Source organism: Streptomyces sp. NPDC000348 (genome assembly GCF_042898795.1).
GTDB lineage: Bacteria > Actinomycetota > Actinomycetes > Streptomycetales > Streptomycetaceae > Streptomyces.
Genome location: NZ_JBIAZD010000010.1, coordinates 255,015 through 277,965 on the forward strand (window position 1 = coordinate 255,015; position 22,951 = coordinate 277,965).

General features: G+C 72.3%; 22 protein-coding genes. 5 read left to right on the top strand and 17 right to left on the bottom strand.

What is annotated here, in order from left to right; all coding sequences use genetic code 11:
* Positions 1 to 49: 49 nt before the first annotated feature.
* The 4 genes from ACFY3N_RS21610 (at position 50) to ACFY3N_RS21625 (ending at position 3,775) form a co-directional block, all read left to right on the top strand.
* Positions 50 to 955 carry a 5'-3' exonuclease H3TH domain-containing protein gene (locus ACFY3N_RS21610; RefSeq protein ID WP_390818333.1) on the top strand — a complete coding sequence of 302 codons (906 nt, stop codon included), beginning with the start codon at positions 50 to 52 and terminating at the stop codon, positions 953 to 955.
* Positions 956 to 1,060: 105 nt separating this feature from the next.
* On the top strand, positions 1,061 to 1,906 hold the full coding sequence (locus tag ACFY3N_RS21615; RefSeq protein ID WP_390818306.1) for a siderophore-interacting protein: 846 nt from the start codon (positions 1,061 to 1,063) through the stop codon (positions 1,904 to 1,906).
* A gap of 625 nt (positions 1,907 to 2,531) precedes the next feature.
* Positions 2,532 to 2,801 carry a hypothetical protein gene (locus ACFY3N_RS21620; protein ID WP_390818307.1) on the top strand — a complete coding sequence of 90 codons (270 nt, stop codon included), beginning with the start codon at positions 2,532 to 2,534 and terminating at the stop codon, positions 2,799 to 2,801.
* A gap of 23 nt (positions 2,802 to 2,824) precedes the next feature.
* Positions 2,825 to 3,775 carry an RluA family pseudouridine synthase gene (locus ACFY3N_RS21625; protein ID WP_390818308.1) on the top strand — a complete coding sequence of 317 codons (951 nt, stop codon included), beginning with the start codon at positions 2,825 to 2,827 and terminating at the stop codon, positions 3,773 to 3,775.
* Here the strand turns inward: ACFY3N_RS21625 and ACFY3N_RS21630 are convergent.
* The 17 genes from ACFY3N_RS21630 to ACFY3N_RS21710 all read right to left on the bottom strand — a co-directional run bounded on the left by ACFY3N_RS21630 (position 3,769) and on the right by ACFY3N_RS21710 (position 21,206).
* The gene (locus ACFY3N_RS21630) at positions 3,769 to 5,274 is read right to left on the bottom strand and encodes a cytochrome P450 (RefSeq protein WP_390818309.1); all 1,506 of its coding nucleotides are present in this window, start codon (positions 5,272 to 5,274) and stop codon (positions 3,769 to 3,771) included. The two genes, ACFY3N_RS21625 and ACFY3N_RS21630, sit on opposite strands and share 7 nt — an antisense overlap.
* A 49-nt stretch (positions 5,275 to 5,323) precedes the next feature.
* Positions 5,324 to 5,944: an ATP/GTP-binding protein gene (locus ACFY3N_RS21635; RefSeq protein ID WP_390818310.1), complete on the bottom strand. Its 621-nt coding sequence runs from the start codon at positions 5,942 to 5,944 to the stop codon at positions 5,324 to 5,326.
* Entirely contained in the window at positions 5,925 to 6,335 is a 411-nt protein-coding gene (locus tag ACFY3N_RS21640; protein WP_390818311.1) for a DUF742 domain-containing protein, read from the bottom strand. The genes ACFY3N_RS21635 and ACFY3N_RS21640 overlap by 20 nt, the downstream gene beginning before the upstream one ends.
* Positions 6,332 to 6,739, bottom strand: a complete 408-nt coding sequence (locus tag ACFY3N_RS21645) for a roadblock/LC7 domain-containing protein (protein WP_390818312.1) — start codon at positions 6,737 to 6,739, stop codon at positions 6,332 to 6,334. Before ACFY3N_RS21645 ends, ACFY3N_RS21640 begins: the two co-directional genes overlap by 4 nt.
* A complete protein-coding gene (locus ACFY3N_RS21650; protein WP_390818313.1) occupies positions 6,736 to 8,313 on the bottom strand; it encodes an ATP-binding protein in 1,578 nt (525 codons plus the stop codon). Before ACFY3N_RS21650 ends, ACFY3N_RS21645 begins: the two co-directional genes overlap by 4 nt.
* A 418-nt stretch (positions 8,314 to 8,731) precedes the next feature.
* Positions 8,732 to 11,590: a DEAD/DEAH box helicase gene (locus ACFY3N_RS21655; protein ID WP_390818314.1), complete on the bottom strand. Its 2,859-nt coding sequence runs from the start codon at positions 11,588 to 11,590 to the stop codon at positions 8,732 to 8,734.
* A 39-nt stretch (positions 11,591 to 11,629) separates the two neighbouring features.
* Positions 11,630 to 12,520, bottom strand: coding sequence for a diacylglycerol kinase (locus ACFY3N_RS21660; protein WP_390818315.1), 891 nt, complete (start codon positions 12,518 to 12,520; stop codon positions 11,630 to 11,632).
* Positions 12,521 to 12,551: 31 nt separating this feature from the next.
* Entirely contained in the window at positions 12,552 to 13,421 is an 870-nt protein-coding gene (gene tatC / locus ACFY3N_RS21665; protein WP_390818316.1) for a twin-arginine translocase subunit TatC, read from the bottom strand.
* Positions 13,422 to 13,513: 92 nt separating this feature from the next.
* Complete coding sequence (gene tatA / locus ACFY3N_RS21670) at positions 13,514 to 13,795, bottom strand: Sec-independent protein translocase subunit TatA (protein WP_390818317.1); 282 nt, start codon at positions 13,793 to 13,795, stop codon at positions 13,514 to 13,516.
* Between the two features lie 576 nt (positions 13,796 to 14,371).
* On the bottom strand, positions 14,372 to 14,566 hold the full coding sequence (locus ACFY3N_RS21675; RefSeq protein WP_390818318.1) for a hypothetical protein: 195 nt from the start codon (positions 14,564 to 14,566) through the stop codon (positions 14,372 to 14,374).
* Between the two features lie 10 nt (positions 14,567 to 14,576).
* Positions 14,577 to 14,870: a hypothetical protein gene (locus ACFY3N_RS21680; protein WP_390818319.1), complete on the bottom strand. Its 294-nt coding sequence runs from the start codon at positions 14,868 to 14,870 to the stop codon at positions 14,577 to 14,579.
* On the bottom strand, positions 14,867 to 15,907 hold the full coding sequence (locus ACFY3N_RS21685; RefSeq protein ID WP_390818320.1) for a helix-turn-helix transcriptional regulator: 1,041 nt from the start codon (positions 15,905 to 15,907) through the stop codon (positions 14,867 to 14,869). The genes ACFY3N_RS21680 and ACFY3N_RS21685 overlap by 4 nt, the downstream gene beginning before the upstream one ends.
* 18 nt (positions 15,908 to 15,925) lie before the next feature.
* Positions 15,926 to 16,879 (bottom strand): YafY family protein, encoded by a 954-nt coding sequence (locus tag ACFY3N_RS21690; protein WP_073933651.1) that lies wholly within the window; start codon positions 16,877 to 16,879, stop codon positions 15,926 to 15,928.
* Positions 16,880 to 17,002: 123 nt separating this feature from the next.
* Entirely contained in the window at positions 17,003 to 17,374 is a 372-nt protein-coding gene (locus ACFY3N_RS21695) for an FKBP-type peptidyl-prolyl cis-trans isomerase (protein ID WP_018570341.1), read from the bottom strand.
* Between the two features lie 61 nt (positions 17,375 to 17,435).
* Positions 17,436 to 18,437 carry an FKBP-type peptidyl-prolyl cis-trans isomerase gene (locus ACFY3N_RS21700; RefSeq protein WP_390818321.1) on the bottom strand — a complete coding sequence of 334 codons (1,002 nt, stop codon included), beginning with the start codon at positions 18,435 to 18,437 and terminating at the stop codon, positions 17,436 to 17,438.
* A gap of 138 nt (positions 18,438 to 18,575) precedes the next feature.
* On the bottom strand, positions 18,576 to 19,937 hold the full coding sequence (pafA, locus tag ACFY3N_RS21705; protein ID WP_004933460.1) for a Pup--protein ligase: 1,362 nt from the start codon (positions 19,935 to 19,937) through the stop codon (positions 18,576 to 18,578).
* Positions 19,938 to 19,946: 9 nt separating this feature from the next.
* Positions 19,947 to 21,206, bottom strand: coding sequence for an MFS transporter (locus ACFY3N_RS21710; protein WP_390818322.1), 1,260 nt, complete (start codon positions 21,204 to 21,206; stop codon positions 19,947 to 19,949).
* Positions 21,207 to 21,300: 94 nt separating this feature from the next.
* Between ACFY3N_RS21710 and ACFY3N_RS21715 the strand changes: the two genes are divergently transcribed.
* Positions 21,301 to 22,320 (top strand): LacI family DNA-binding transcriptional regulator, encoded by a 1,020-nt coding sequence (locus ACFY3N_RS21715; RefSeq protein WP_390818323.1) that lies wholly within the window; start codon positions 21,301 to 21,303, stop codon positions 22,318 to 22,320.
* The last annotated feature ends 631 nt before the right edge of the window (positions 22,321 to 22,951 follow it).

Sequence of the window (22,951 nt, forward strand, 5' to 3'; positions counted from 1 at the left end):
GGCGCTGTCAGCGGTGTGCGGCATGATGCGTGACGTGACCGGACGACTGATGCTCCTCGACACCGCCTCCCTGTACTTCCGCGCCTACTTCGGCGTCCCGGAGTCCGTCAGGGCCCCGGACGGCACTCCGGTGAACGCCGTGCGCGGACTGCTCGACTTCATCGACCGCCTGGTCCGGGACCACCACCCCGATCACCTGGTGGCCTGCATGGACGCCGACTGGCGCCCGAAGTGGCGGGTGGAGCTGATCCCCTCCTACAAGGCGCACCGCGTCGCCGAGGAGCGCGCGGCGGGTCCGGACGAGGAGGAGGTGCCGGACACGCTGTCCCCGCAGGTGCCGGTCATCGAGAGCGTGCTCGACGCGGTGGGCGTCGCCCGGGTGGGGGTCGCCGGGTACGAGGCGGACGACGTGATCGGCACGTTCACCGCCCGCGCCGGCGGGCCGGTCGACATCGTCACCGGCGACCGCGACCTCTACCAGCTGGTGGACGACGCGCGCGGGGTGCGCGTGCTGTATCCGCTGAAGGGCGTCGGCACGCTCCAGGTCACCGACGAGGCCGTGCTGCGCGAGAAGTATGGGGTGGACGGCAGGGGGTACGCGGATCTGGCACTGCTGCGCGGTGATCCGAGCGACGGCCTGCCGGGCGTGCCGGGCATCGGGGAGAAGACGGCGGCCAAGCTGCTGGCCGAGTTCGGCGACCTGGCCGGGATCCTGGCGGCCGTGGACGACCGGGAGGCCCGGCTCACTCCGTCGCAGCGCAGGCGTCTGGACGAGGCGCGGCCGTATCTCGCGGTCGCCCCCAAGGTCGTCCGGGTCGCGGACGACGTCCCGCTCCCGGACGTCGACACGGCGCTGCCGCGCGGGCCGCGCGACCCGGCCGGAGTGGAGTCCCTGGCCGCCCGGTGGGGTCTGGGCGGCTCGCTGCAGCGCCTGCTGACGACCCTCTCGGCGTGAACCGCGCCCCTGGCTGAACCGGACGGAGGGGCCGCCGACGAGGTGTCGACCGGGATCGGGGTGCTAACTTAGGCAACCCTAACTGTGAAAGCTGGGAGGCTCCTCATGGCAGAGCGACCGGTACGCGCCCCGCGCGCGCCGTACACCGCCGAGGTCGTCCGCACCGAGCGGCTGACCCCCCACATGCAGCGTGTGGTGCTCGGTGGTGAGGGGCTCTCCGATTTCTCGGCGGACACCTGCACCGATCACTACGTCAAGCTGCTGTTCCCGGCCGCGGGGGCGGCGTATCCGGAGCCCTTCGACCTCCAGCGCATCCGTGCGGAGTTCCCGCGCGAGCAGTGGCCGGTGACCCGGACGTACACGGTGCGGCAGTGGGACGCCGAGCACCGTGAGCTGGTCCTGGACTTCGTGGTCCACGGCGACGAGGGTCTGGCCGGCCCCTGGGCGGCCAACGTCCGGTCGGGCGACGTCGTTCGCTTCATGGGTCCCGGCGGGGCCTACGCGCCCGACCCGGCCGCCGACTGGCATCTGATGGCCGGTGACGAGAGCGCGCTGCCCGCGATCGCCCGCTCGCTGGAGGCGCTGCCGCACGGTGCCAGGGCGTTCGCCTTCGTGGAGATCTCCGGCCCCGACGAGGAGCAGAAGATCGACTCCGATGTGGAGGTCCGCTGGCTGCACCGCGGCGGGCGGCCGGTCGGCGAGGCCCTGGTGGAGGCCGTCCGGAATCTCGACTTCCCGGAGGGCCGGGTGCACGCCTTCGTCCACGGCGAGGCCCACTTCGTGAAGGAGCTGCGCCGTCTGCTGCGGGTCGAGCGCGGCGTTCCGCGCGAGGACCTGTCGATCTCGGGCTACTGGCGGCTCGGCCACAACGAGGACGGCTGGCAGGCGTCCAAGCGCGAGTGGAACGCCCGCATCGAGGCCGAACAGGAAGACGCGGACACGTCCGCCTGACCTTTCCGCGCCCGGCGCTCGGTGGGTGGGTCGGGGCCGGGTCGGGGGTGTCCGTCCTCGGACCGGCGCGGATCACGTTTCTCGGTGGGGGTGCGGGGTGCGGACGCGCCGGCCACTGCGGGCGGCCACCCCCGCCCCGACCCCTCCGCGCCGTACGCGGCCACCCGCCATCGCCGCCGGCCGCGGGCGGTCCTGCCGCCTCCGCTCCCGCGGGCAGTCGCTGCCGCTGCCACCGCCTCCGCTTCCGCTTCCGCGGGCAGTCGTGCCGCAGGGCGATGGGGTCCCCCCGCTCGAGCGAAGCCGGGAGTGGGGGGGTGGGCGCCGGGGGTACCCCCTCTGGGGGAGGCACCCCGCAAGCGCCGGGCCGCGCGAACACCCCCCGGCCCACACCGACACCGGGCACCCACCAAGCGCCGGCCGGCACCAACACGACAGCGCCCGGGGGCGCCCCACAACCGCACCGGGCCACGCGGACCCACCCCCGACGACACCCATGCGCAGCGTCCCCCGAGGCACCGGAACACCCCGCGCACGTCCGCCGGACGGGGGAACCGTGGCCCGTCGCCCCGGGCCCGGCGGCGTGGCGAACCCTCCGGGACGGGGCGCTGCCGCAGGATCCGGGCGCGTGGCACACACCTTCGACGAACTCGTGGCCAAGCAACGCGCGGCGGACGAGGCGCACGCCCGGGTCCGGCAGCTGCGGGACGCCTACGGCCCGCCCACCCGGGTCAAGTGGAGCGGGCACCAGACCAGCACCTGGGAGACCGCCTGGCGGGCCTGGCGCGACCTGGCCCGTGACGTCCGGCTCGCGGTGACCGAGTACGCCCGGGCCGAGGGCAGACCGCTCCACGAGATCGAGGCGGAGCTGAGACGGGCGACCGGGGACCACGGCTGAGCGGCCCCGTACGCTTGCCCGGTGTGAGACGCAGACGGCCGATTCCGCCCTCCCCCCTGCCGCAGCGCGACGGGGTGGACCCGGTGCGGGTGCGGCTGCCCGCCGGCACCCGGTGCGCCACGGTGCGGGAGCATCTGGTGCAGCGGCTCTCGGCGGGCCCCGGAGTCGTGGACGGGATGTTCGCCGCGGGGCTGATCGTCGGGGCGGACGGCCGGGCCGTACCGGCGGACACACCGTACGCGCCGGGCATGGTCGTGTGGTTCCACCGGGAGCCGCCCGTCGAGGTGCCGGTGCCGTTCCCGCTGGAGGTCGTCCACCGGGACGAGCACATCGTCGTGGTCGACAAGCCCCACTTCCTGGCCACCACCCCGCGCGGCAGCCACGTCACCCAGACCGCGCTCGCCCGGCTCCGCCGTGAGCTGGGCGTCCCGGAACTCGGCGCCGCGCACCGCCTCGACCGGCTCACCGCGGGCCTGGTGCTGTTCACGGTGCGTCCCGAGGAGCGCGGGGCCTACCAGACGCTGTTCCGCGACCGGCTGGTGCGCAAGGAGTACGAGGCCGTCGCCCCGTACGACCCGGGGCTGGACCTGCCCCGGACCGTGCGCAGCCGGATCGTGAAGGAGCGCGGGGTGCTGACCGCCGAAGAGGTCGAGGGCGAGCCGAACGCCCTGACCCGCGTCGAGCTCGCCGGCCACCGGGCCGACGGCCTCGGCCGGTACCGGCTGGTGCCCGGCACCGGGCAGACCCATCAGCTGCGGGTGCACATGAACGCGCTGGGCGTGCCGATCCTCGGCGATCCGCTGTATCCCGAGGTGGCCGCCCCCGTCCCGGCCGGCGACTTCCGGCGTCCGCTGCAACTGCTGGCGCGGAAGCTGGAGTTCACCGATCCGGTGACGGGTGTGGAGCACCGGTTCACCAGCGGCCGGATGCTCGCCGCATGGTCCTCGTACGAGGACTGGGCGAACGGTCAGTAGCCGCGCCACCAGCGCAGGAAGCGCTGCCAGGCGCCCCGCGCCGGGGCCGGCCGCGCCATGGGCGGGGGCACCGGTACGGGCCGCGGCGCGGGCTCGGCGCTCGGTCCGGGCGGCACGGAGGGCGCGGGGGCCGCCGGCCGGCTCGCGCCGATGTGCCAGTCCTGGCGCGGGGGCGCGTCGTTCTGGTGGCTGGGCCGCTGCAGCACGTCCTGCTGCGGCCGGGGCCTGAAGTGGACGGGCAGCGCCACGAGATGCCGCGAGGCGATGGACTCGGTGAAGGCCAGCTCCTCCTCGTCGATGCTGAGCTCCACGTCGGGCAGCCGCATGAGCAGCGCGTCGACGCCGACTTCGGCGACCACGCGGCCGATGTCCTGACCGGGGCACTCGTGGGAGCCGCCGCCGAAGGCGAGGTGCGAGCGGTTGCCCTTCATGTCGGCGGTCGGGTCGGGGCGCACCCGGGGGTCGACGTTGGCCGGCGCGGGCGCGAACAGCAGTGCGTCGCCCTTGCGGATGCGCCGGCCGCCGAGCTCCGTGTCCTGCTTGGCGAAGTAGGCGAAGATGGTGCTGAACGGCGGCTCGTCCCAGAGCAGTTGCTCCACCGCCTGGGGCACGGTCATCTGGCCGCCGTTGAGCTGGGAGCGGAAGCGCGGGTCGACCAGCACCTGGCGCAGCACGTTGGCGAGGAGGTTGGCGGTGGCCTCGTAGGCGGCGATGAGCACCACCCTGAGGTGCTGGCTGACCTCCTCGTCGGTCAGCCCGGCCGGGTGCCTGATGAGGTGGCCGGTGAAGTCGTCCAGCGGCTGGGCCCGGCTGCGGGCCGTGAGGCGTTCCAGGACCTCCATGACGTAGGCGTTGCTGGCGATCGCGGTCTCGGTGCCCCTGATCATGTCGCGGGCGGCCTCGACGAGCCGGTCGTCGTACTCGTCGGGCATGCCGAGGACGTGACACATCACGGCCATCGGCAGGTGCTCGGCGTACTGGCCGACCAGGTCGGCCTCGCCCGCCTCGCAGAACCGGTTGACGACGCGCTGGACACTGCGGTTGACGTGCCGGCGCAGGCCGCGGAAGTCGGTGGCCGCCACGGCGGCGTCGATGGCGCCGCGCAGCCGCCGGTGCTCGTCGCCCTCGGCGTGGGCGCACATCGGCTGCCAGGTGATGTGCGGCATCAGCGGATGGTCGGGCTTGACCAGGCCTTCTCCGAGCGCGCTCCAGATCCGGCTGTCCTTGCAGTACTGCGCGGGGCTGCGCACCAGTTGCTGGTTCTCGGCGTGGCCGAGGACCACCCACACCGGCACGTCGTCGTGGAGCAGCGCGGGCGCCACCGGACCGTGCTCGGCCCGCAGTTCCTCGTACAGTTTCTTCAGGTCCTCCGACTCGTGCAGCCGGCTCGGCCCGCCGGGGCCCGGGCCGTGCGCGGGACAGCCGGGGGGCGGGCCGTGCCGAGGGGTGTCCGTGCCGGCCGGGGAGTCTCCCGTCAGGGAGGTGGGTTCAGGCGTCACAGTGGTCGCTCCGAGGGGGAAAGCGGGGTCGGGAGGGGTCCCGGGAGGGTCAGGTGAGCGAGCCCGTCATGGCGAGCGAGTGCAGGAACCGCATCAGGGTCATCAGCACGTCACGGCTGGAGGCGCGGCGCCGCACGTCGCACTCCATGATCGGGATCTGTTCGGACAGATCGAGGGCGGACCGCAGGTCGGCGATGGGGTGACGCGGGGCGTCCGGGAAGGAGTTGACCGCGACGACGAACGGCACGCCCCGCTCCTCCAGCCGTCCCATGACGTCGAAGCTGACTTCGAGGCGGCGGGTGTCGACCAGCACGACCGCGCCCAGCGCCCCCTCGAACAGCCCGTTCCACAGGAACCAGAAGCGCTCCTGGCCGGGGGTGCCGAACAGGTACAGCACCAGCTGGTCGGTGATCCTGATGCGGCCGAAGTCCATGGCGACCGTGGTGGCCGTCTTGGAGGCGGAACCGAAGTTGTCGTCGACTCCGATGCCGGCCTGCGTCATGGTCTCCTCGGTGGTCAGCGGTCTGATCTCGCTGACCGAGCCGACCATGGTCGTCTTGCCGACCCCGAACCCGCCCACGATCACGATCTTCGCCGCGGCCTGTGCCGTGTGCGGCAACCGGTCCTCGGCGCGGGGGCCCGGGATGGTCTCAGAGCCTTTGAAGTCCATGCATCACCGCTTCGAGAAGGGAACGGTCGGGCAGCGCCTTGCGGACGATCGGGAGGCGCGCCCGGACCAGTTCCGCCGCCAGCATCTCGGTGAGCAGCACGGTCACCGCACTGAACGGCAGGCTGAGATAGGCCGACAGCTCGGCCACGGACAGGGGGGCGGCACAGAGCCGGAGCAGCGCCGCCTGCTCGGGGGTGGCGGAGGGCGGAGGATCCGGGGAGCCGGCCACGATCAGCGTGACGAGATCGATGTCCGCACGTTCGCCGTCCGGCCCGGCGACGACGTACAGCCGCTCCGGGTTGCCGCCCGGGCCCTCCTCCCCGGCCGGCTCGGCCGACTGCGCGGGGGTGGCGTCCTGGGGGAAGCGCCTCTGGCGTTGCGGAGGAGTCATACGGTCTGCCCGTTCCGTCGGGGCGGACTGGTCAGATGGGCGCCGATGCGGACGACGAGGTCGCGCATCATGCCGCCCATGCGGCCGGGTTCGCAGGTCATGTCGGAGAGCACCGCGAGATAGGCGTTGGCGCCGGCCGCCATGAGGTAGAAGTAGCCCCCGTCGATCTCGATGAGGACCATCTTCATCTCGCCGTCACCGTGCGGGAGTTCCTGGGCGACGGCCCCGGCGAGGCTCTGGACGCCCGCGCAGGCGGCGGCGACCCGGTCGGCGGCGTCCGGCTCGCCGCCGTAGCGGGCGATGCGCAGGCCGTCGGCGGAGAGCACCACGATCATCTCGACGCCGGGTACGCCGTCGGCGAGCTCCTTGAGCATCCAGTCGAAGTTGGCTCGTTGCTGGATCACTTGAGGTCCCCCTCGTCATCGGCCTCGGTGCGGGCCGGTTCGTTGATGAGATGCAGGTAGGCGGTCGGGTTCCGGGTGAAGTCGGTGGGGTGGACGCCCGGATCGAGGTCCTTCTTCAGGCCCTCCCAGAAGGCGTCGACCCACAGCCCGGGTTCGCGGTCGTCCCGCTTCCTCCCGGGCTCGGGCCCGGCCCAGATGTCGTGGTACTCCTCGCCCCGTTCCCTGGCCTCCCGCTCGGCCCGTTCGGCGGCCGCCTGCTCGGCGTACCGCTGGGCCGGCGGGGTCTTCACCCGGCTGCGGCGCTGGGGCAGTCCGCCCGCGGTCCACTCGGTGACCTCGGGGACGTCGTCCCCGAGGGGGACGGTGTCGGGGATGCGGGGGCTGGTGGGGCGGCGCTTCTTGGGGGTGCGCTCCGGGCCCGGCAGGGCGTCGACCGGGCGGGGCACGGAGGTCGCCCCGATGCCGTGGGCGAGGCCGACGCCGGGCTCGTCGGTGATCATCTCGCTGGGCACGACGAGGACGGCGCGGACGCCGCCGTAGGCGGAGGCGCGCAGCGAGACCTGCATGTCGAACGCGGTGCAGAGCCGGCCGACGACGGCGAGGCCGAGGCGCGGGTTCTCCCCGATCTCCTGGAGGTCGGATCCCTTCCGGGCCTGTTCGAGGATGCCTTCGATACGTGCGCGGGCCTGCTCGTCGAGGCTGACGCCGGCGTCCTCGATCTCGATGGCGACGCCGGTCTGCACCTCCGTGGCGGTGACGCTCACCTTGGAGGTCGGCGGCGAGTAGCGGGTGGCGTTGTCGAGGAGTTCGGCGGCGGCGTGGATGACCGGCTCGACGTGGATGCCCTTGATGTTGATCTTGGCGATCGACTTCAGGTCGATGCGGCGGTACTCGAGGATGCGGGACATGGCACCGCGCAGCACGCTGTAGAGCGCGACGGGGTAGGGCCACTGGCGCCCGGGACGGCCGCCGCCGAGCACGGAGATGGAGTCGGCGAGACGGCCGATCAGCGCGGTGCCGTGGTCGATGCGCAGCAGGTCGTCGAAGACCTCGGGATTGCGGCCGTGGTCCTCCTCCATCTCGCGGAGTTCGTTGGCCTGCTGGTGGACGATCGCCTGGACGCGGCGGGCGATGCTGACGAAGGAGCGCTGGGCGGAGTCGCGCAGGTTCTCCTCGTCGTCGATGATCTTGAGCATCGTCCCCAGCATCCGGAGCTGGTACTCCGGCAGATCGCGCCAGGCCGGGTTGAGCCGGGGCAGGGCGCGGAGCACCTCACCGGGGTCGTTGCCGCTGTGCAGGTAGTCCAGGGCCGCGGGGGCGACCTCGTTGATGAAGTGGTCCGTCTCCGTGTCGTGGGCGGCGATCCTGGACTCCAGATACGCACGGTGACGGTCGTGCTCGGCCTGCGCCTCCCGCAGTGCCCGGCCGCGGCGCACCGCCTCGGTCGCGGCGGCGGTGACCAGCAGGGTCGCGACGGCGCCGCACACGCCGACGGCGATCCGGGCGGGCTCCGCCACCAGGGCGACGGCGGCTCCGGTCGCCGCGGCCATCACTATGGCCGGCAACAACAGCACACGTGCGTAAGGAAGTCGGACACTCGCCATGTGAGCCCTCTGAAACGAATCGACTGACGGCCGGGGAACATGCACATAGGGGAACAAGCGCACGAATTCATCTCAACTCGGTGCGCTGCGGGCGAGCTTAGTCCGACGGGATCATCGCCATGTCATATTCAGCAAGTACCGGAAACGGCCCCTGGGGCAGGAGTACGCTCGGGTCGTTTACACGCTCTGCTGCTGTTCGAACACAGCACGTCATCGCGGTCGGGCGTACGAAAACCACTCACCGTCACGGGTGAGGGAGAAGGTCCCGGGCTCCGTGATCCTGCCCGTGGAACCAGGCGGTGACGCCCTCCGGTGAGGGCGCACGGAAGGCAGAAGCCCGGCGCGCACGGGGCGCGCCGGGCTCCTCCGCGGCTCCGGGCCGGGCGGTTCAGCCCACGGACGAGTAGGCGACCACGCCGCGCAGCAGTCCGTCGACCGCCTTGCGGGCGTTCCTGGCGACCGTCGAGCCCTCGGCGGACGGCGCCGCGGCCGAGATCTGCCCCAGCACGTCGATGACCTGCTTGCACCAGCGCACGAAGTCGCCGGCCGGCATCTCCGCCTCGCGCAGCACCTCGTCCAGGCCCTTGCCCGACGCCCACATGTAGGCGGCCCAGGCGAAGCCGAGGTCGGGCTCGCGCTGGCCCACGCCCTCGGTCTGGCTGATCCGGAAGTCCTCCTCCAGGGCGTCCAGCCGCCCCCAGATGCGGACCATCTCGCCGAGCGCCGCCTTGGCCCTGCCCGAGGGCAGCTTGGGCGCCATCGCGTCGTCGGCGACCCGGGCCTCGTAGACCAGTGCCGACACGCACGCGGCGAGTTCGGCGGGGGCGAGCCCCTCCCAGACGCCCTCGCGCAGGCATTCGCTGGCCAGCAGGTCGAGTTCGCCGTACAGCCGGGCCAGCCGCTTGCCGTGCTCGGTGACCTCGTCACCGCGCAGATAGTCCATCTCGGTCAGCAGCGCGACGATCCGGTCGAAGGTGCGGGCGATGGTGTTCGTCCGTCCCTCGATACGGCGCTCCAGCTGCGAGGTGTCACGCAGCAGCCGGTGGTAGCGCTCGGCCCAGCGGGCGTGGTCCTCACGGTCCTGGCAGCCGTGGCACGGGTGCGCCCTCAGCGCCTTGCGCAGCCGCGCGATCTCCCGGTCGTCGGCCGCCTGGGAACGCTTCTTGCGGTGCCGCTCCGGTGTGATGTGCCCGGCCTTGGTGCGCAGCGCGGAGGCGAGGTCCCGGCGGGACTGCGGGGAGCGCGGGTTGAAGGACTTGGGGATCCGCATCCGGTCCAGCGCCTCGACCGGCACCGGGAAGTCGATCGACGCCAGCCGCTTCACCTGCCGCTCCGCGGTCAGCACCAGCGGGCGCGGACCGTCGTGGTGGTCGAAGCCGCGGTGGCCGTTGGACCGCCCCGCGGGCAGCCCCGGGTCGAGGACCAGCGCCAGCCCCGCGTACTTGCCGGTGGGGACGTGGATGACGTCACCGGGCTTGAGCTTCTCCAGCGCGACGGCGGACTCCGCGCGGCGCTGGGACGCGCCCTGCCGGGCCAGCTCGGTCTCCCGGTCCTTCAGCTCGCGGCGCAGCCGCGCGTACTCCTCGAAGTCGCCGAGGTGGCAGGTCATGGATGCCTTGTAGCCCTCCAGCCCCTCCTCGTTGCGCTGCACCTGCCGGGAGATGCCCACGACCGACTTGTCCGCCTGGAACTGCGCGAAGGACGTCTCGAGGAGCTCGCGCGAGCGGTGCCGGCCGAACTGCTCGACCAGGTTGACCGCCATGTTGTACGACGGCTTGAAGCTGGAGCGCAGCGGATACGTCCGCGTGCCCGCCAGTCCCGCCAGGTGTTCGGGGTTCATGGCGCGCTGCCACAGCACGACCGCGTGACCCTCGACGTCGATGCCGCGCCGGCCGGCCCGGCCGGTCAGCTGGGTGTACTCGCCGGGGGTGATGTCGGCGTGCTGCTCGCCGTTCCACTTGACGAGCTTCTCCAGGACCACCGAGCGGGCGGGCATGTTGATGCCGAGCGCGAGGGTCTCGGTCGCGAACACGGCCTTCACCAGACCGCGCACGAACAGCTCCTCGACGACCTCCTTGAACGTCGGCAGCATGCCCGCGTGATGGGCCGCGATGCCGCGCTCCAGGCCCTCCAGCCACTCGTAGTAGCCCAGGACGTGCAGGTCCTCGGCCGGGATGGAGGCGGTGCGCTCCTCGACCAGGGAGCGGACCTGGGCCCGCGCCTCCTCGTCGTTGAGCCGCAGGCCCGCGTACAGGCACTGCTGGACGGCGGCCTCGCAGGCGGCGCGGCTGAAGATGAAGGTGATCGCGGGCAGCAGGCCCTCGGCGTCCAGCCGCTCGATGACCTCCGGCCGGCTCGGCGTCCACACCCGCGAGCGCTGCCTGCGCTCCCGCTCCCGGTCGGCCTCGCGCCCGTTGCCCCGTCCGCGCCTGCGGTCGCCCCAGGACGGGCGGCTCGCCTCCAGACGGGCCATGCGCGTGAGGTCCGGGTTGACGGCCCTCTTCCCGCCCTCGGCCTCCTCGAACAGGTCGTAGATCCGGCGGCCGGCGAGCACGTGCTGGAACAGCGGCACGGGCCGGTGCTCGGAGACGATCACCTGGGTGTCGCCGCGGACGGTGTCCAGCCAGTCGCCGAACTCCTCCGCGTTCGACACCGTCGCCGACAGTGACACCAGGGTCACCGACTCGGGGAGGTGGATGATCACTTCCTCCCAGACGGCGCCGCGGAAGCGGTCGGAGAGGTAGTGCACCTCGTCCATCACCACGTAGCCGAGGCCGAGCAGGGTCTGCGAACCGGCGTACAGCATGTTCCGCAGCACCTCGGTGGTCATCACGATCACCGGGGCGTCGGAGTTCACGCTGTTGTCGCCGGTGAGCAGGCCCACCTTCCCGGTGCCGTAGCGGCGGCACAGGTCGGCGTACTTCTGGTTCGACAGCGCCTTGATGGGCGTCGTGTAGAAGCACTTCTTGCCCTGCTGGAGGGCGAGGTGGACGGCGAACTCGCCGACGATCGTCTTGCCGGAGCCGGTGGGCGCGGCGACCAGCACGCCCTTCCCCGCCTCGAGCGCCTGGCAGGCCTCGATCTGGAAGGGGTCGAGGCCGAAGTCGTACATCTCGCGGAAGGAGGCGAGCGCGGTGGCCTGCTCGGCAGCGCGCCTGCGTGCTGCCGCGTACCGCTCGGCCGGTGAGAGATCCTCTGTCATCGTGCTTTCGAGCGTACCGGGCCGCACCGACAACAGGACGATCATTATCCGGAACCGTCCCGGTGAGCGGCGGGGCCGCCCGGTTCAGGGGCCCACGACCCGCAGCGCCCCCGGCACGCACCGCGCGGTCAGCGGCAGCGGTCCCACCGGCTCCCCGTCCGCATAGCCGGTGACCTGCTCGGCGACCAGCTCCACGCTCGCCGCGCGCAGCACGGTGACCGCGGGGTGGCCGACGTGCGTCCCCCGGTACACCCTCGGGAACACCCGCAGCAGTGTGGCCCGGCTGCACTCGCCGACCACCGTGATGTCGAACAGCCCGTCGGTGAGGTCCGCTCCGGGGCATATGCGCATGCCGCCGCCGTACGAGGGCCCGTTCCCGACGGCCACCAGCGTCGCCTCGACCTCGTGGACCTCGCCGCCGTCGAGGGTGATCCGGTACGGCAGCGGCCGGAAGGCGGCCAGCTCGGCGACCACCGCGACGTCGTACTTCAAGCGCCCGAGGGGCAGCCGCATCCGGTTGCCGCGGTCGTTGACCCGGGAGTCGAAGCCGGAGGCGAGCACGGCGCCGAACCAGCGGTCGCCGACCCGGCCGAGGTCGATGTCGCGGACCCGGCCGCACTTGAGGGCGTCGGCGATCATCCGGCCGGCCGCGGCCGGTTCCCGCAGGGGCATGCCGAGCGCGCGGGCGAAGTCGTTGCCGGTTCCCGCGGCGACCAGGCCGAACGGGGTGCCGGTGCCGACGACGGCCTGCAGGGCGAGGTTCGCCATACCGTCGCCGCCGACGGCGATCAGGGCTCCGGTGCCCTCCTCGACGGCGGCACGCGCCCGGGCCAGGGCGCCCTGGGGGTCGTCGCCGAGCACGGTCCGCACCGGGAAGCCGGCGTCCCGCAGCGCGGAAGCGGCCGACCGCGCCGCGCGGGCGCCCAGGCCGCGGCCCGCGGCGGGGTTGACGAAGAGGGTGATCTCGCTGGTCACGGGAGTGACCCTATGAGCTGCGGGAGGCTCCTCAGGTCACGTCGTCATAACCGTTGATCCGGTCCTTGGTCGTCTGCTCGGGCAGGGCGGCCACGGGCTCCACCGGATCGATGGCCTCGGGAGTGAGGTCCAGCTCGGAGGCCTCGTCGTCCGCGGGGCCCTCGGACTCCTTGCGGGCGCGCCGTCTGTCGTTGAGCAGCGAGATCGCCACAGCGACGAAGTAGAGGACGATGATCGGTCCGGAGAGCGCGAGCATCCCCACCGGGTCGGTGGTGGGCGTGGCGACCGCGCCGAAGACGAAGACGCCCATGACGACACCGCGCCACCAGCCGATCATGCGGCGGCCGGAGACGATGCCGACCAGGTTCAGCATGATGAGGAGCAGGGGAAGCTCGAAGGCCAGGCCGAAGACCAGCACCATCCTGATGGTGAAGTCGAGGACCTCGTCGAGCGAGAGGATGTTGGCCGATCCCCCGGGCGTGAGGCTGAGCAGCACCTTGATGCTGACGGGGAGGATGACGTACGACAGGTAGGCGCCGCCGACGAACAACGGAACCGCGGCCGAGACGAAGTAGTAGGTGTACTTCTTCTCGTGCTTGTGCAGTCCGGGGGCGATGAAGGCCCAGAGCTGGTAGAGCCACACAGGGCTGGAGACGATCAGGCCGGCCATGAGGCTCACCTTGATCGTCGTGGTGAACGGCGAGGTCAGAGTGTTGAAGGAGACGATGGCGCAGTTGCCTCCGTCGCTGTTGGCCAGGTCCTCGCACTTCGGCACCGGCTCCGCGAGGAACTGCATGAGCTGCTCGCTGTAGAACGCGGCCACGATCATCACCACGACGATCGCGAGCACCGCCTTGGCGAGCCGGTTGCGCAGCTCACGCAGGTGTTCCACAAGGGGCATGCGCCCCTCGGGATCCCTCTCCTGTTTGCGGGCAGACTTGAGCAACCCACGTTCCCATCTCGTGCGGCGGGCCGGAGATCACCGGCCCTGCGTCAGCGCTTGGTCGTGTCCGTCGGCTCGGTGACCGGGCGGGAGCTGGTCACGTCACCGGGGGCCGCCTGGATGGTGCGCTGCGCCGGGGGCTGCTCGCCGGGGGCCGGCGGGTCGGCCGGGGCGGAGGACTTGTTCTCGTCCTTCATCGCCTTGGCCTCGCTCTTGAGGATGCGCGCGGACTTGCCGAGCGACCGCGCCATGTCCGGAAGCTTCTTCGCACCGAACAGCAGGATGATGACGACGAGGATCAGAATGATCTCGGTGGGTCCGAGCCGTCCCATAAGTCTTTACCTTCTCACCGAGGCGGGTGGGTGGGTGGCTGTCCGACCGGTCGGACATGCGTCCGAACGACGGTGCTGGCAGCGATCGTAACGCTCAGGGGTAAACGTCCGGCAATCCCCGTGCGTACTCCCGTCCGCGGCCCGGGCCTCGTTCTCCGGACCGCGATCAGCAGCGTACCTGCCGGAACCCGCGGGGTGACAGGGCGAACCGGACGGGACCGGCACCGCCCCTCGTGCCCCACCGCGCCCCCGTGCCCCGAACCCGCACGTCCGGGCCCTGCCCGGGCCACGGCCCACCGCCGGGGACCGCGATACGGATCACCCGGAGCGCACGGGCGCCCCGGCCGCGCGACACCGGGAACGCGGGGAGCCGGGGACCTCCGGCCGCCGCTCGGCCGACGGGAACGCGACGGGTCGCCCTGTCCCGGCGGTCGGGGTGCGCCGGACCGGGTTTCGCTCACCCGCGCTTGCGGGGTGCCTCCCCCGGCGGCACGACTGCCCGCGGGTGTGTGACGGCCCGCGGGTGCGTCGGACCGGTCGCGGCGGGACACCCGGAGGTGTCGGGGACCAGGGCGGTCAGAGGGACTCGGCGGAGCGCGCAGCGCTCCCCGCCGCCCGCTCCAGATCCTCCGCCGCCCGCCCGATCCGCTGGGCCGACTCCGCGACCTGCCGCCCCAGCCGTTCCGCCTCGACGAAGACCCGGACGGCGAGCACCCCGAGCACCAGCAGACCCAGGAACCCCACGGCAACCGCGAACATCGGCCAGAACATGAGGGCGAGCCTAGACGGTCGAGTGCAGGCGCAGCGTCCGGACCCCGCCGCCGGTGAGCAGCTCCACGATCCGCTCCCCCGCCGGCTTGCGGACGGCCGCCCCGCACGCGGGGCAGGTGAAGGAGTAGAAGGTGGTGCGGCTGCTGGCGCCGATGGCCAGGAGCAGCGCGCTCGCGGCGAGCTCGAAGCGCTCCCGGCAGTCCGGGCAGCCCGCCCGGAACGTCACCGGGGCCACGCTCCTCATCCCCGCGAACGCGGACGCCGCCGTCATGGTCCGTGCACCGGAGGTCGCCGACTCGCTCAAAGCCCTCGCTCCTGCCTGTCGTCCTGTCCGTGCGGTCCCGATCGTCCGGCCGCCTCGAGCCCGTCGTAGGCCGCGAGCGCCTCGCGGGCCGCCTGCCGGGCACTGTCGGCCAGCGCGTGCGGCTCGACGATGCGGCCGTCACGGCCGAGCCGCAGGGCAAGCCGTCTGAGCGAGGCCGGGTCGGGCGTGCGCAGGGTGATGCGCAGCCCGCCGTCGGGAAGCTCGTCCGCGCTGTCGTGCGGGTAGTACTCGGCGACCCAGCGGCCGCCCGGTCCGACCTCGACCACGACCTCGGGGTCCTCGGCCGCCGGCTGCACCAGTGCCTCCGACAGGTCCCGCAGCTCGACCTCGGGCGGCGCGGACGGCTCGTCGAGGATCCGGATCTCGGCCACCCGGTCGAGCCGGAAGGTGCGGCGCGCCTCGGAGCGCCGGCACCAGGCCTCGACATAGGTGTGCCCGACGCTGACCAGGCGGATGGGGTCGATCTCCCGCTCGGTGACCTCGTCGCGCGCGGGCGAGTAGTAGCGGATCCACAGTCTGCGGCGCTCGGCGATGGCCCGGTCGACGTCCGCGAAGACGCCGCCCTCGGACTCGAAGGTCACCGAGAGCCGGGAGCTGGCACCGGCCGCCTCGCCGGCCGCGGCCTCCACCTTCGCGGTGGCCCGCAGCAGCGCCTGCCGGTCGCCCTCGCGCAGCCCGGGCAGCGTGGCCACCGCGCGGGCGGCGACCAGCAGCGCGGTGGCCTCGTCGGCGGCGAGCCGCAGCGGCTCGGCCGCCTCCGCGCCGAGGGCGGCCGGGTTGTGCCACCAGATCCGCTCGCCGTCGGTGTCGATGTCCAGCAGATCGCCGCCGCGGAAGCTGGTGCCGCACATGGGCAGCACGTCGAGGTCGGAGACCAGCTCGTCCTCGGTGATGCCGAAGGCGCGCGCCACGTCCTCGATCCGGGCGCCGGGGCGCTCCCGCAGATACGTCACCAGGGACAGCATCCGGCGGGTCTGGTCGATGGCGTTCACGGGCCTGACCGGTTTGCCTGCCACGTTCTTGTCCGCTCCCCCTCAGCCCTTGGCCACGGCACGCAGCCGGTCCATCACGTCGGCCCGCAGCTCGGCGGGCTCCAGGACCACCACGTCCGGTCCGAACTCCACCAGCCAGGCGTCCAGGCCGTGCCCGTACGGAATCTCCAACTCGTCCCAGCCGTCGCCGAGTTCCCGCACCACGGTGGCCTTCGCCCGAAGGGGGTAACCGGCGTCGGAACGCAGCCGGATGCGCGCCGAGCGGTCGGCGGTCTCCCCGGCCCAGCTCGCCACGGTCTCCCGCACCGTGACGACGTCCGGCACCGGGACGGTGAACCGGCCGCTGCGCGAGCGCACCTTCCCGGTGATCCGGGAGAGCCGGAAGACCCGCTCGGCGCCCCGGTCGCGGTCCCAGCCGGCCAGGTACCAGTGGCCGCGCCAGCACTCCAGCGCCCACGGTTCGACGTGTCGCTGTCCGGGCTGGGCGGCGTTGGCCTTGCGGTAGTCGAAGACGACCGGCCGGCGGTCGCGGCAGGCCAGCATCAGCGGCTCGAACGCGGCCTCGTGCACGGGGATGCGCGGCTCCAGCGCGCCGTGGGCGCCGTACGGGTCGACGTCCTCGGGGAGGCCGGCCGCGCGCAGTTTCTGCAGGGCGCCGCTGGCCGCGCCCGCCAGCCGGGCCTGCTGCCACACCTTGGCGGCGAGCCCGAGGGCGGCGGCCTCCTCGGCGTCGAGGGTGATGGGCGGCAGCCGGTTGCTGTCGCGGCGGGCCAGATAGCCGACCTCGCCGTCGAGGTTCTCCACGGTCTCGATGACCAGTCCGAGTTCGCGCAGGTCGTCCTTGTCGCGCTCGAACATGCGGTTGAAGGAGTCGTCCGAGCCCGCTTCGAGGTAGGCCTCGATGGACTCGCGCAGCTCGCGCTTGCTGAGCGGCCGCCGCGTCCCGAGCAGACACAGCGCCAGATTCATCAGCCGCTCGGCCTTGGCAATGGCCATCGACCCGCTTCGCCTCCCTAAGGTGCTTACGACCGACGACCGTACCGCCCCGAGGTGGCGCGGTGAAAGCCGAGGGCCCACGCCCGGACAGGCATGGGCCCCGGATGATCGACTCCGGTCGGATCAGACGCCGAGCAGGTCGACCACGAAGATCAGGGTCTCACCGGGCTTGATCGCCGGGGTGGGGCTCTGGTCGCCGTAGGCGAGGTGGGCGGGGATGGTCAGCTGACGGCGGCCGCCGACCTTCATGCCCTGCACGCCCTGGTCCCAGCCCTTGATGACCCGGCCGCCGCCCAGCGGGAAGCGGAAGGGGGTACCGCGGTTCCAGCTGGCGTCGAACTCCTCGCCCGTGCTGAAGGCGACACCGACGTAGTGCACGGTGACGGTCTGGCCCGCCTGCGCCACCTCGCCGTCGCCCTCCCAGATGTCCTTGATCTCGAGGTCCGCCGGGGGCTCGCCGCCCGGGAAGTCGATCTCGGGCTTGTCGATGCTCACGTCTAACGCTCCTGCTTGTCTGCGGAAAGGCGAACACCCACAGTCTTACATCCTCACGGCGTCACAGCTTCGCGAGGATGTCCACCGAGAAGACCAGTGTCGAGTCCTTCTTGATGCCGCTGCCCTCCGGCGGGTTGTCGCCGTAGCCCAGCTCCGGCGGGATGACGATGAGGACCCGGCTGCCGACCTTCTTGCCGGTCAGCCCCTGCGCCCAGCCCTTGACGACCTGCTGCAGCGAGAACGAGGTCAGCTGACCCCGCTCGTACGTGGAGTCGAACTCCTTGCCGCCGTCCCACAGCACGCCCTTGTACTGCACGAGGACGCTGTTCTCGGCGCCGACCTCCTCGCCGTCGCCCTCGATGACGTAGCTCGCCACGAGCTTCTTCGGGGCGTCCGCGTCGGGCACCTCGATGGAGGGGGCCTTGCCGTCGGTGTTGGTGCCGACCTTGGGCAGGCCGGTGTCGTCCTGGGCCACCTCGGTGCCCTTGGCGGAGCTCTTGGCGTTGAACGTGTCCTGCACGTCGACCACGAACACCAGCGTGTCGGTGCCCTTGATGCCGGCCTGCTCGTTGCCCTGCTCACCGTAGCCCCAGGTGGGCGGGACGGCCATCTGGACGCGGCTGCCGGCCTTCTTGCCGGTCAGCGCGTACCGCCAGCCGTCGATGATGGAGCCCTGGGCGAGCTGGATGGCCAGCGGGCTCTTGCGGTCGTAGGAGTTGTCGAACACCTTCGCGGTGCTCCACACCTGGCCCAGGTAGTGGGCCACGACGAAGTCGTTCTCCGCGACCGTCCTGCCGTTGCCCGCGATGACCGTCCTGACCGCGAGGTCCTTGGAGGGGTCCCCGCTGCCCTTGGCCACCGTCGGCTTCTCACCGAACTCCGTACCCGCCGTGATGGCCGGCAGCGGTCCGTCGACGATCTTCGGCGACGGTGCCGCGGACGTCCGGGGCGCCGAGGGCGAGGCGCTGTCGCTGGCCTTGCCCGAGTCGGACTTGTCGTCGCCGCACGCGGCGAGGGTGGCCAGTCCAGCGGGAACGGCAATGAGAAGGGAGCGTCGGCGCACGGTGGGGGCCTCGTAATCATCGATCTTGATGGATGGCGTCCGCGCAACTCTACGGCGTGAGAAGGGCGCCGCACGGTGTAACGTACGGCGCCCGTGTGACGTTCCGGGAATTTTGGGATCCCCGGCGGAACGCGCCCCTCACATTCCGGCGATCAGCTTCTCCACCCGTTCGTCCACCGAGCGGAACGGGTCCTTGCACAACACCGTGCGCTGGGCCTGGTCGTTGAGCTTGAGGTGCACCCAGTCGACGGTGAAGTCGCGGCGCTGTTCCTGGGCCCGCCGGATGAAGTCGCCCCGCAGCCGGGCCCGAGTGGTCTGCGGCGGAACGGACTTGCCCTCGAAGATCTTCAAATCGTTGCAGATCCGGGCCGCCTGTCCCTTTTTCTCCAGCAGGTAGTACAGGCCCCGCCGGCGGTGGATGTCGTGGTAGGCGAGGTCTATCTGGGCGACCCTCGGGTGCGACATCGTCATGTTGTGCTTGGCCCGGTACCGCTCGAGGAGCTTGTACTTCATGACCCAGTCGATCTCGGTGCCGATGCGGTCTAGGTCCTCGGCCTCGATCGCGTCCAGCGTGCGGCCCCACAGCTCCAGCACCTGCTCGACGGTGCCGGTGCGGATGCCGCGCCGCTCGCAGAAGTCCAGCGCCTTCTCGTAGTACTCGCGCTGCACCTCCAGCGCGGAGGCCTCCCGGCCGCTGGCCAGGCGCACCTTGCGCCGGCCGGTGATGTCGTGGCTGACCTCGCGGATCGCCCGGATCGGGTTCTCCAGGGTGAGGTCGCGCATCACGGTGCCCGCCTCGATCATGCGCAGCACCAGGTCGGTGGCGCCGACCTTGAGTAGCATGGTCGTCTCGGACATGTTCGAGTCGCCCACGATGACGTGCAGCCGGCGGTAGCGCTCGGCGTCCGCGTGCGGCTCGTCGCGCGTGTTGATGATGGGCCTCGAGCGGGTCGTGGCCGAGGAGACGCCCTCCCAGATGTGCTCGGCCCGCTGGCTGACGCAGTACACGGCGCCGCGCGGCGTCTGCAGCACCTTGCCGGCGCCGCAGAGCAGCTGCCTCGTGACCAGGAACGGAATGAGGATGTCCGCGAGCCGCGAGAACTCCCCGTGCCGGGCCACCAGATAATTCTCGTGGCAGCCGTAGGAGTTGCCGGCGGAGTCGGTGTTGTTCTTGAAGAGGTAGACGTCGCCCGCGATTCCCTCCTCGTGCAGGCGTCGTTCGGCGTCCACCAGGAGTCCCTCGAGAATGCGCTCGCCGGCCTTGTCGTGGGTGACCAACTCGGTCACGTTGTCACATTCCGGCGTTGCGTATTCCGGATGTGATCCCACGTCGAGATAGAGGCGGGCGCCGTTCCGCAGAAAGACATTGCTGCTGCGGCCCCATGACACGACACGGCGGAAGAGGTACCGCGCCACCTCGTCAGGCGACAGGCGGCGCTGTCCCCTGAACGTGCACGTGACACCGTACTCGTTCTCCAGCCCGAAAATGCGGCGGTCCATGAGGGAACATTACGCCCGATCCCCCGACCTGAAACGAGGTTCGGCGGCACGATTTGGATCATTTTCCGAACGGGCCGCAATCACCCCTCTCCCGGCGGGAACTGCCAGTACCCGTCCTGTGGCGATCAAAACCAGCAGGGACACGCCACCCGCGACCCCGGGCACGGCGAACCCCCACACCGCCCCGCCCGCCTCGACGACCGGGCCGGTGAGCCCCGTTCCGACCGACGCGCCGACGGTGAAGGTGGTCACCAGCCAGGAGAACGCCTCCGTGACCGTGCCGCGCGGCGCGTGCCGGTCGACCAGCACGAAGGCGCAGGCGATGGCGGGGGCGAGGAAGAGACCGGCGACCACGGTGAGCAACGTCATGGCCACCACACCCGGCATCAGCATCAGCGGCAGGTAACACACCGCCAGGAGGGCCACCAGCACCCGCAGTCGCCGCGCGGGCTCACCGGCCCACTGCCGCGCGCCGTACGCCACACCGCCGATCAGGGCACCCAGCCCGATCCCCGCCATCAGCCAGCCGTACACAGGGTCACCGCCGTGCTCGTCCGCGTACCTCACGGCCGCCACGGTGATGGACCCCAGCGCCATCCCCACGGCCAGGAAGGCGCCCAGCAGCGCGAGCAGCCCCGGTGAGCGCAGTGCGCCCAGCCAGTGGGCCTCGCGCGGCGCCGACCGCCAGGCGCGCGAGGGCGGCGAGACGACCACGGAGAGGGCGCCCAGTACACCGATGACGTTCAGCACGAGCAGCGCGGCCTGCGCCGACCACAAGGAGGCACAGACCGTCACCAGCAGGGGCCCGACGGTGAACATGACCTCCTGGGCCACGGCGTCCATGGCGTACGCCCGGTGGACGTGGTCCTCCTCGGGCAGCACGGAGGACCACAGGGCGCGCAGCCCGCCCTCCAGGGGCGGCGTGAAGAGCCCCGCGGCGGCCACCGCGCCGTAGGCCACCGCCGGCGACCCGGTCCCCACGAAGGCGAACAGCGCCATCGCCAGCGCCGACAGCACGGCGGCCGGCAACTGCACCCGCGGCTGCCCGCGCAGATCGACCAGTCGCCCCAGCACCGGCTGTCCGACGGCGTTGGCGACGCCGTACACCGCCGCCAGGGCACCGGCCAGGCTGTACGTACCGCCCTCCGCGCGCACGAACAGCACGATCGCGATGGCGGCGGTCGCGTTGGGCAGCCGTCCCACGAGCGTGCCCACGAGCAGCCGGGCGGCGTGCCGCGCCCGGAGGATCTCCAGGTATCCCGTGGCCATGCGGGCCCCTCCACTGGAAGTTTTACGTATAACTAAGCACTCCATACGTACCATGGCCGCTGTTCACCAGTCCAGACGAAGGAGCGGCCCGACGATGCCCCGAGCCGGCACCCGCCCCACGAGCCGGGACGTCGCCCGGGCCGCCGGCGTCTCGCAGGCCGCGGTCTCCCTGGTCCTCGGCGACAAGTGGCGCGGCCGGGTGTCCGAGGCCACGGCGGAGCGCGTCCGCGAGGCCGCGCGCGCCCTGGGCTACCGCCCCAACCTGGCCGCCCGCAACCTCCGGCTGGGCCGCACCCGTACGGTCCTCCTGGTCGTCCCCGCCCTCACCACGGAGTTCTTCGCCGGCGTCTACACCGGGGCCGCCCGGGTGGCCTCCCGGCACGGCTTCGGCGTGGTCCTGTACCCCTCCCCCGAGGGCATCGGCCCCGCCCGCGACCCCTTCGCGTCCGCACAGGCGGCCCTGGACGGCGTCATCGCCTCCTCCATGGCCGCGGAGGCGCTCACCGCGATCCGCGGCGACCAGCTGCCGCTGGTGATGCTGGACAGCGACCCCGGGGGCAGTGTGGGCGCGGCCACCGTCAACCTCGACATCGCCGACGGCGTCCGCCGGGTCACGGACCACCTCCTGGCACTGGGCCACCGCCGCTTCCTCCATCTGGCGGCGGACGTGGCGTCCTGGACCTTCGAGGTGCGTGCGCGGGAGCTGGCGGCGCGGCTGCGGGAGGTTCCGGGGACGTCGTTGCGCACGGCGCGGGCGCCGATCTCGATCAAGGGCGCGGAGGTCTCCGCGGAGGCGGCGCTCCGCGGGGCGCCGGACCGGCCGACGGCGGTGGTCTGCGACGACGATCAGCTGGCGGCGGGCGTGTACAAGGCCGCGCGGCGGCTGGGACTGCGGGTTCCCGAGGACCTGTCCGTCACCGGGGTGGACGATCTGGCGCTGGCGACGGCGATCGATCCGGAGCTGACGACTGTCCGACTGGACGCGGAGCTGTTCGGGGAGCGGGGGATGGGGGCGCTGCTGGCGGTCCTGGAGGGCCGCGCGCCCTCGGCGGGCGACATCCCGGTCGAACTGGTGGTACGGGGCTCCACGGCCCCGGCACGTTCCCCGTACTGACCGTTCGCACCCGGCCGGGGGCGGGCTCGTACGGCCCTGCGCTTTGCAGGCGCCCTGCGGTGGTGTGGGCGGGGGTGTTTCGCGCGACCCGGCGCTTACCGGGTGCCCCGGGGCGGTATGAGCCGGAGGGTGTTCACGCGGTCCGGCGCCTCACCGGGTGCCCCGTGCGGGTGAGAGCCGGGGCGGGGTCCCGCACTCCCGGCTCCTCCCCCACTCCCGGCTTCGCTCGAGCGGGGGACCCCCATCGCCCTGGGGGCACTTCCCAGGCCTTTGAGGCACTGGGGGAGGCACGACTGCCCGCGGAAGCGGGGAACGGTGGCAGGTGGCTGCCCGCGGAAGCGGAGGGCGGCAGCGGCTGTCCGCGGCTGGCGGAAGCGGCTGGCCGCGTACGGCGCGGAGGGGACGAGGCGGGGGTGGCCGCCCGCAGTGGCCGGCGCGTCCGCGCCCCGCACCCCCTCCAAATGACGTGATCCGCGCCGGTCCGAGGACGGCCACCCCCGACCCCGCCCCCCCCCCCCCCCCCGCCCCCCGGGGCCCCCCCCCCCACACCCCCCCCCCGGCCCCCCCCCCCCCCCCCCGCGGGGTAGGGGGTACCCCCAACCGACCGTTAAAAAAGGGGATGGGGGTGCCC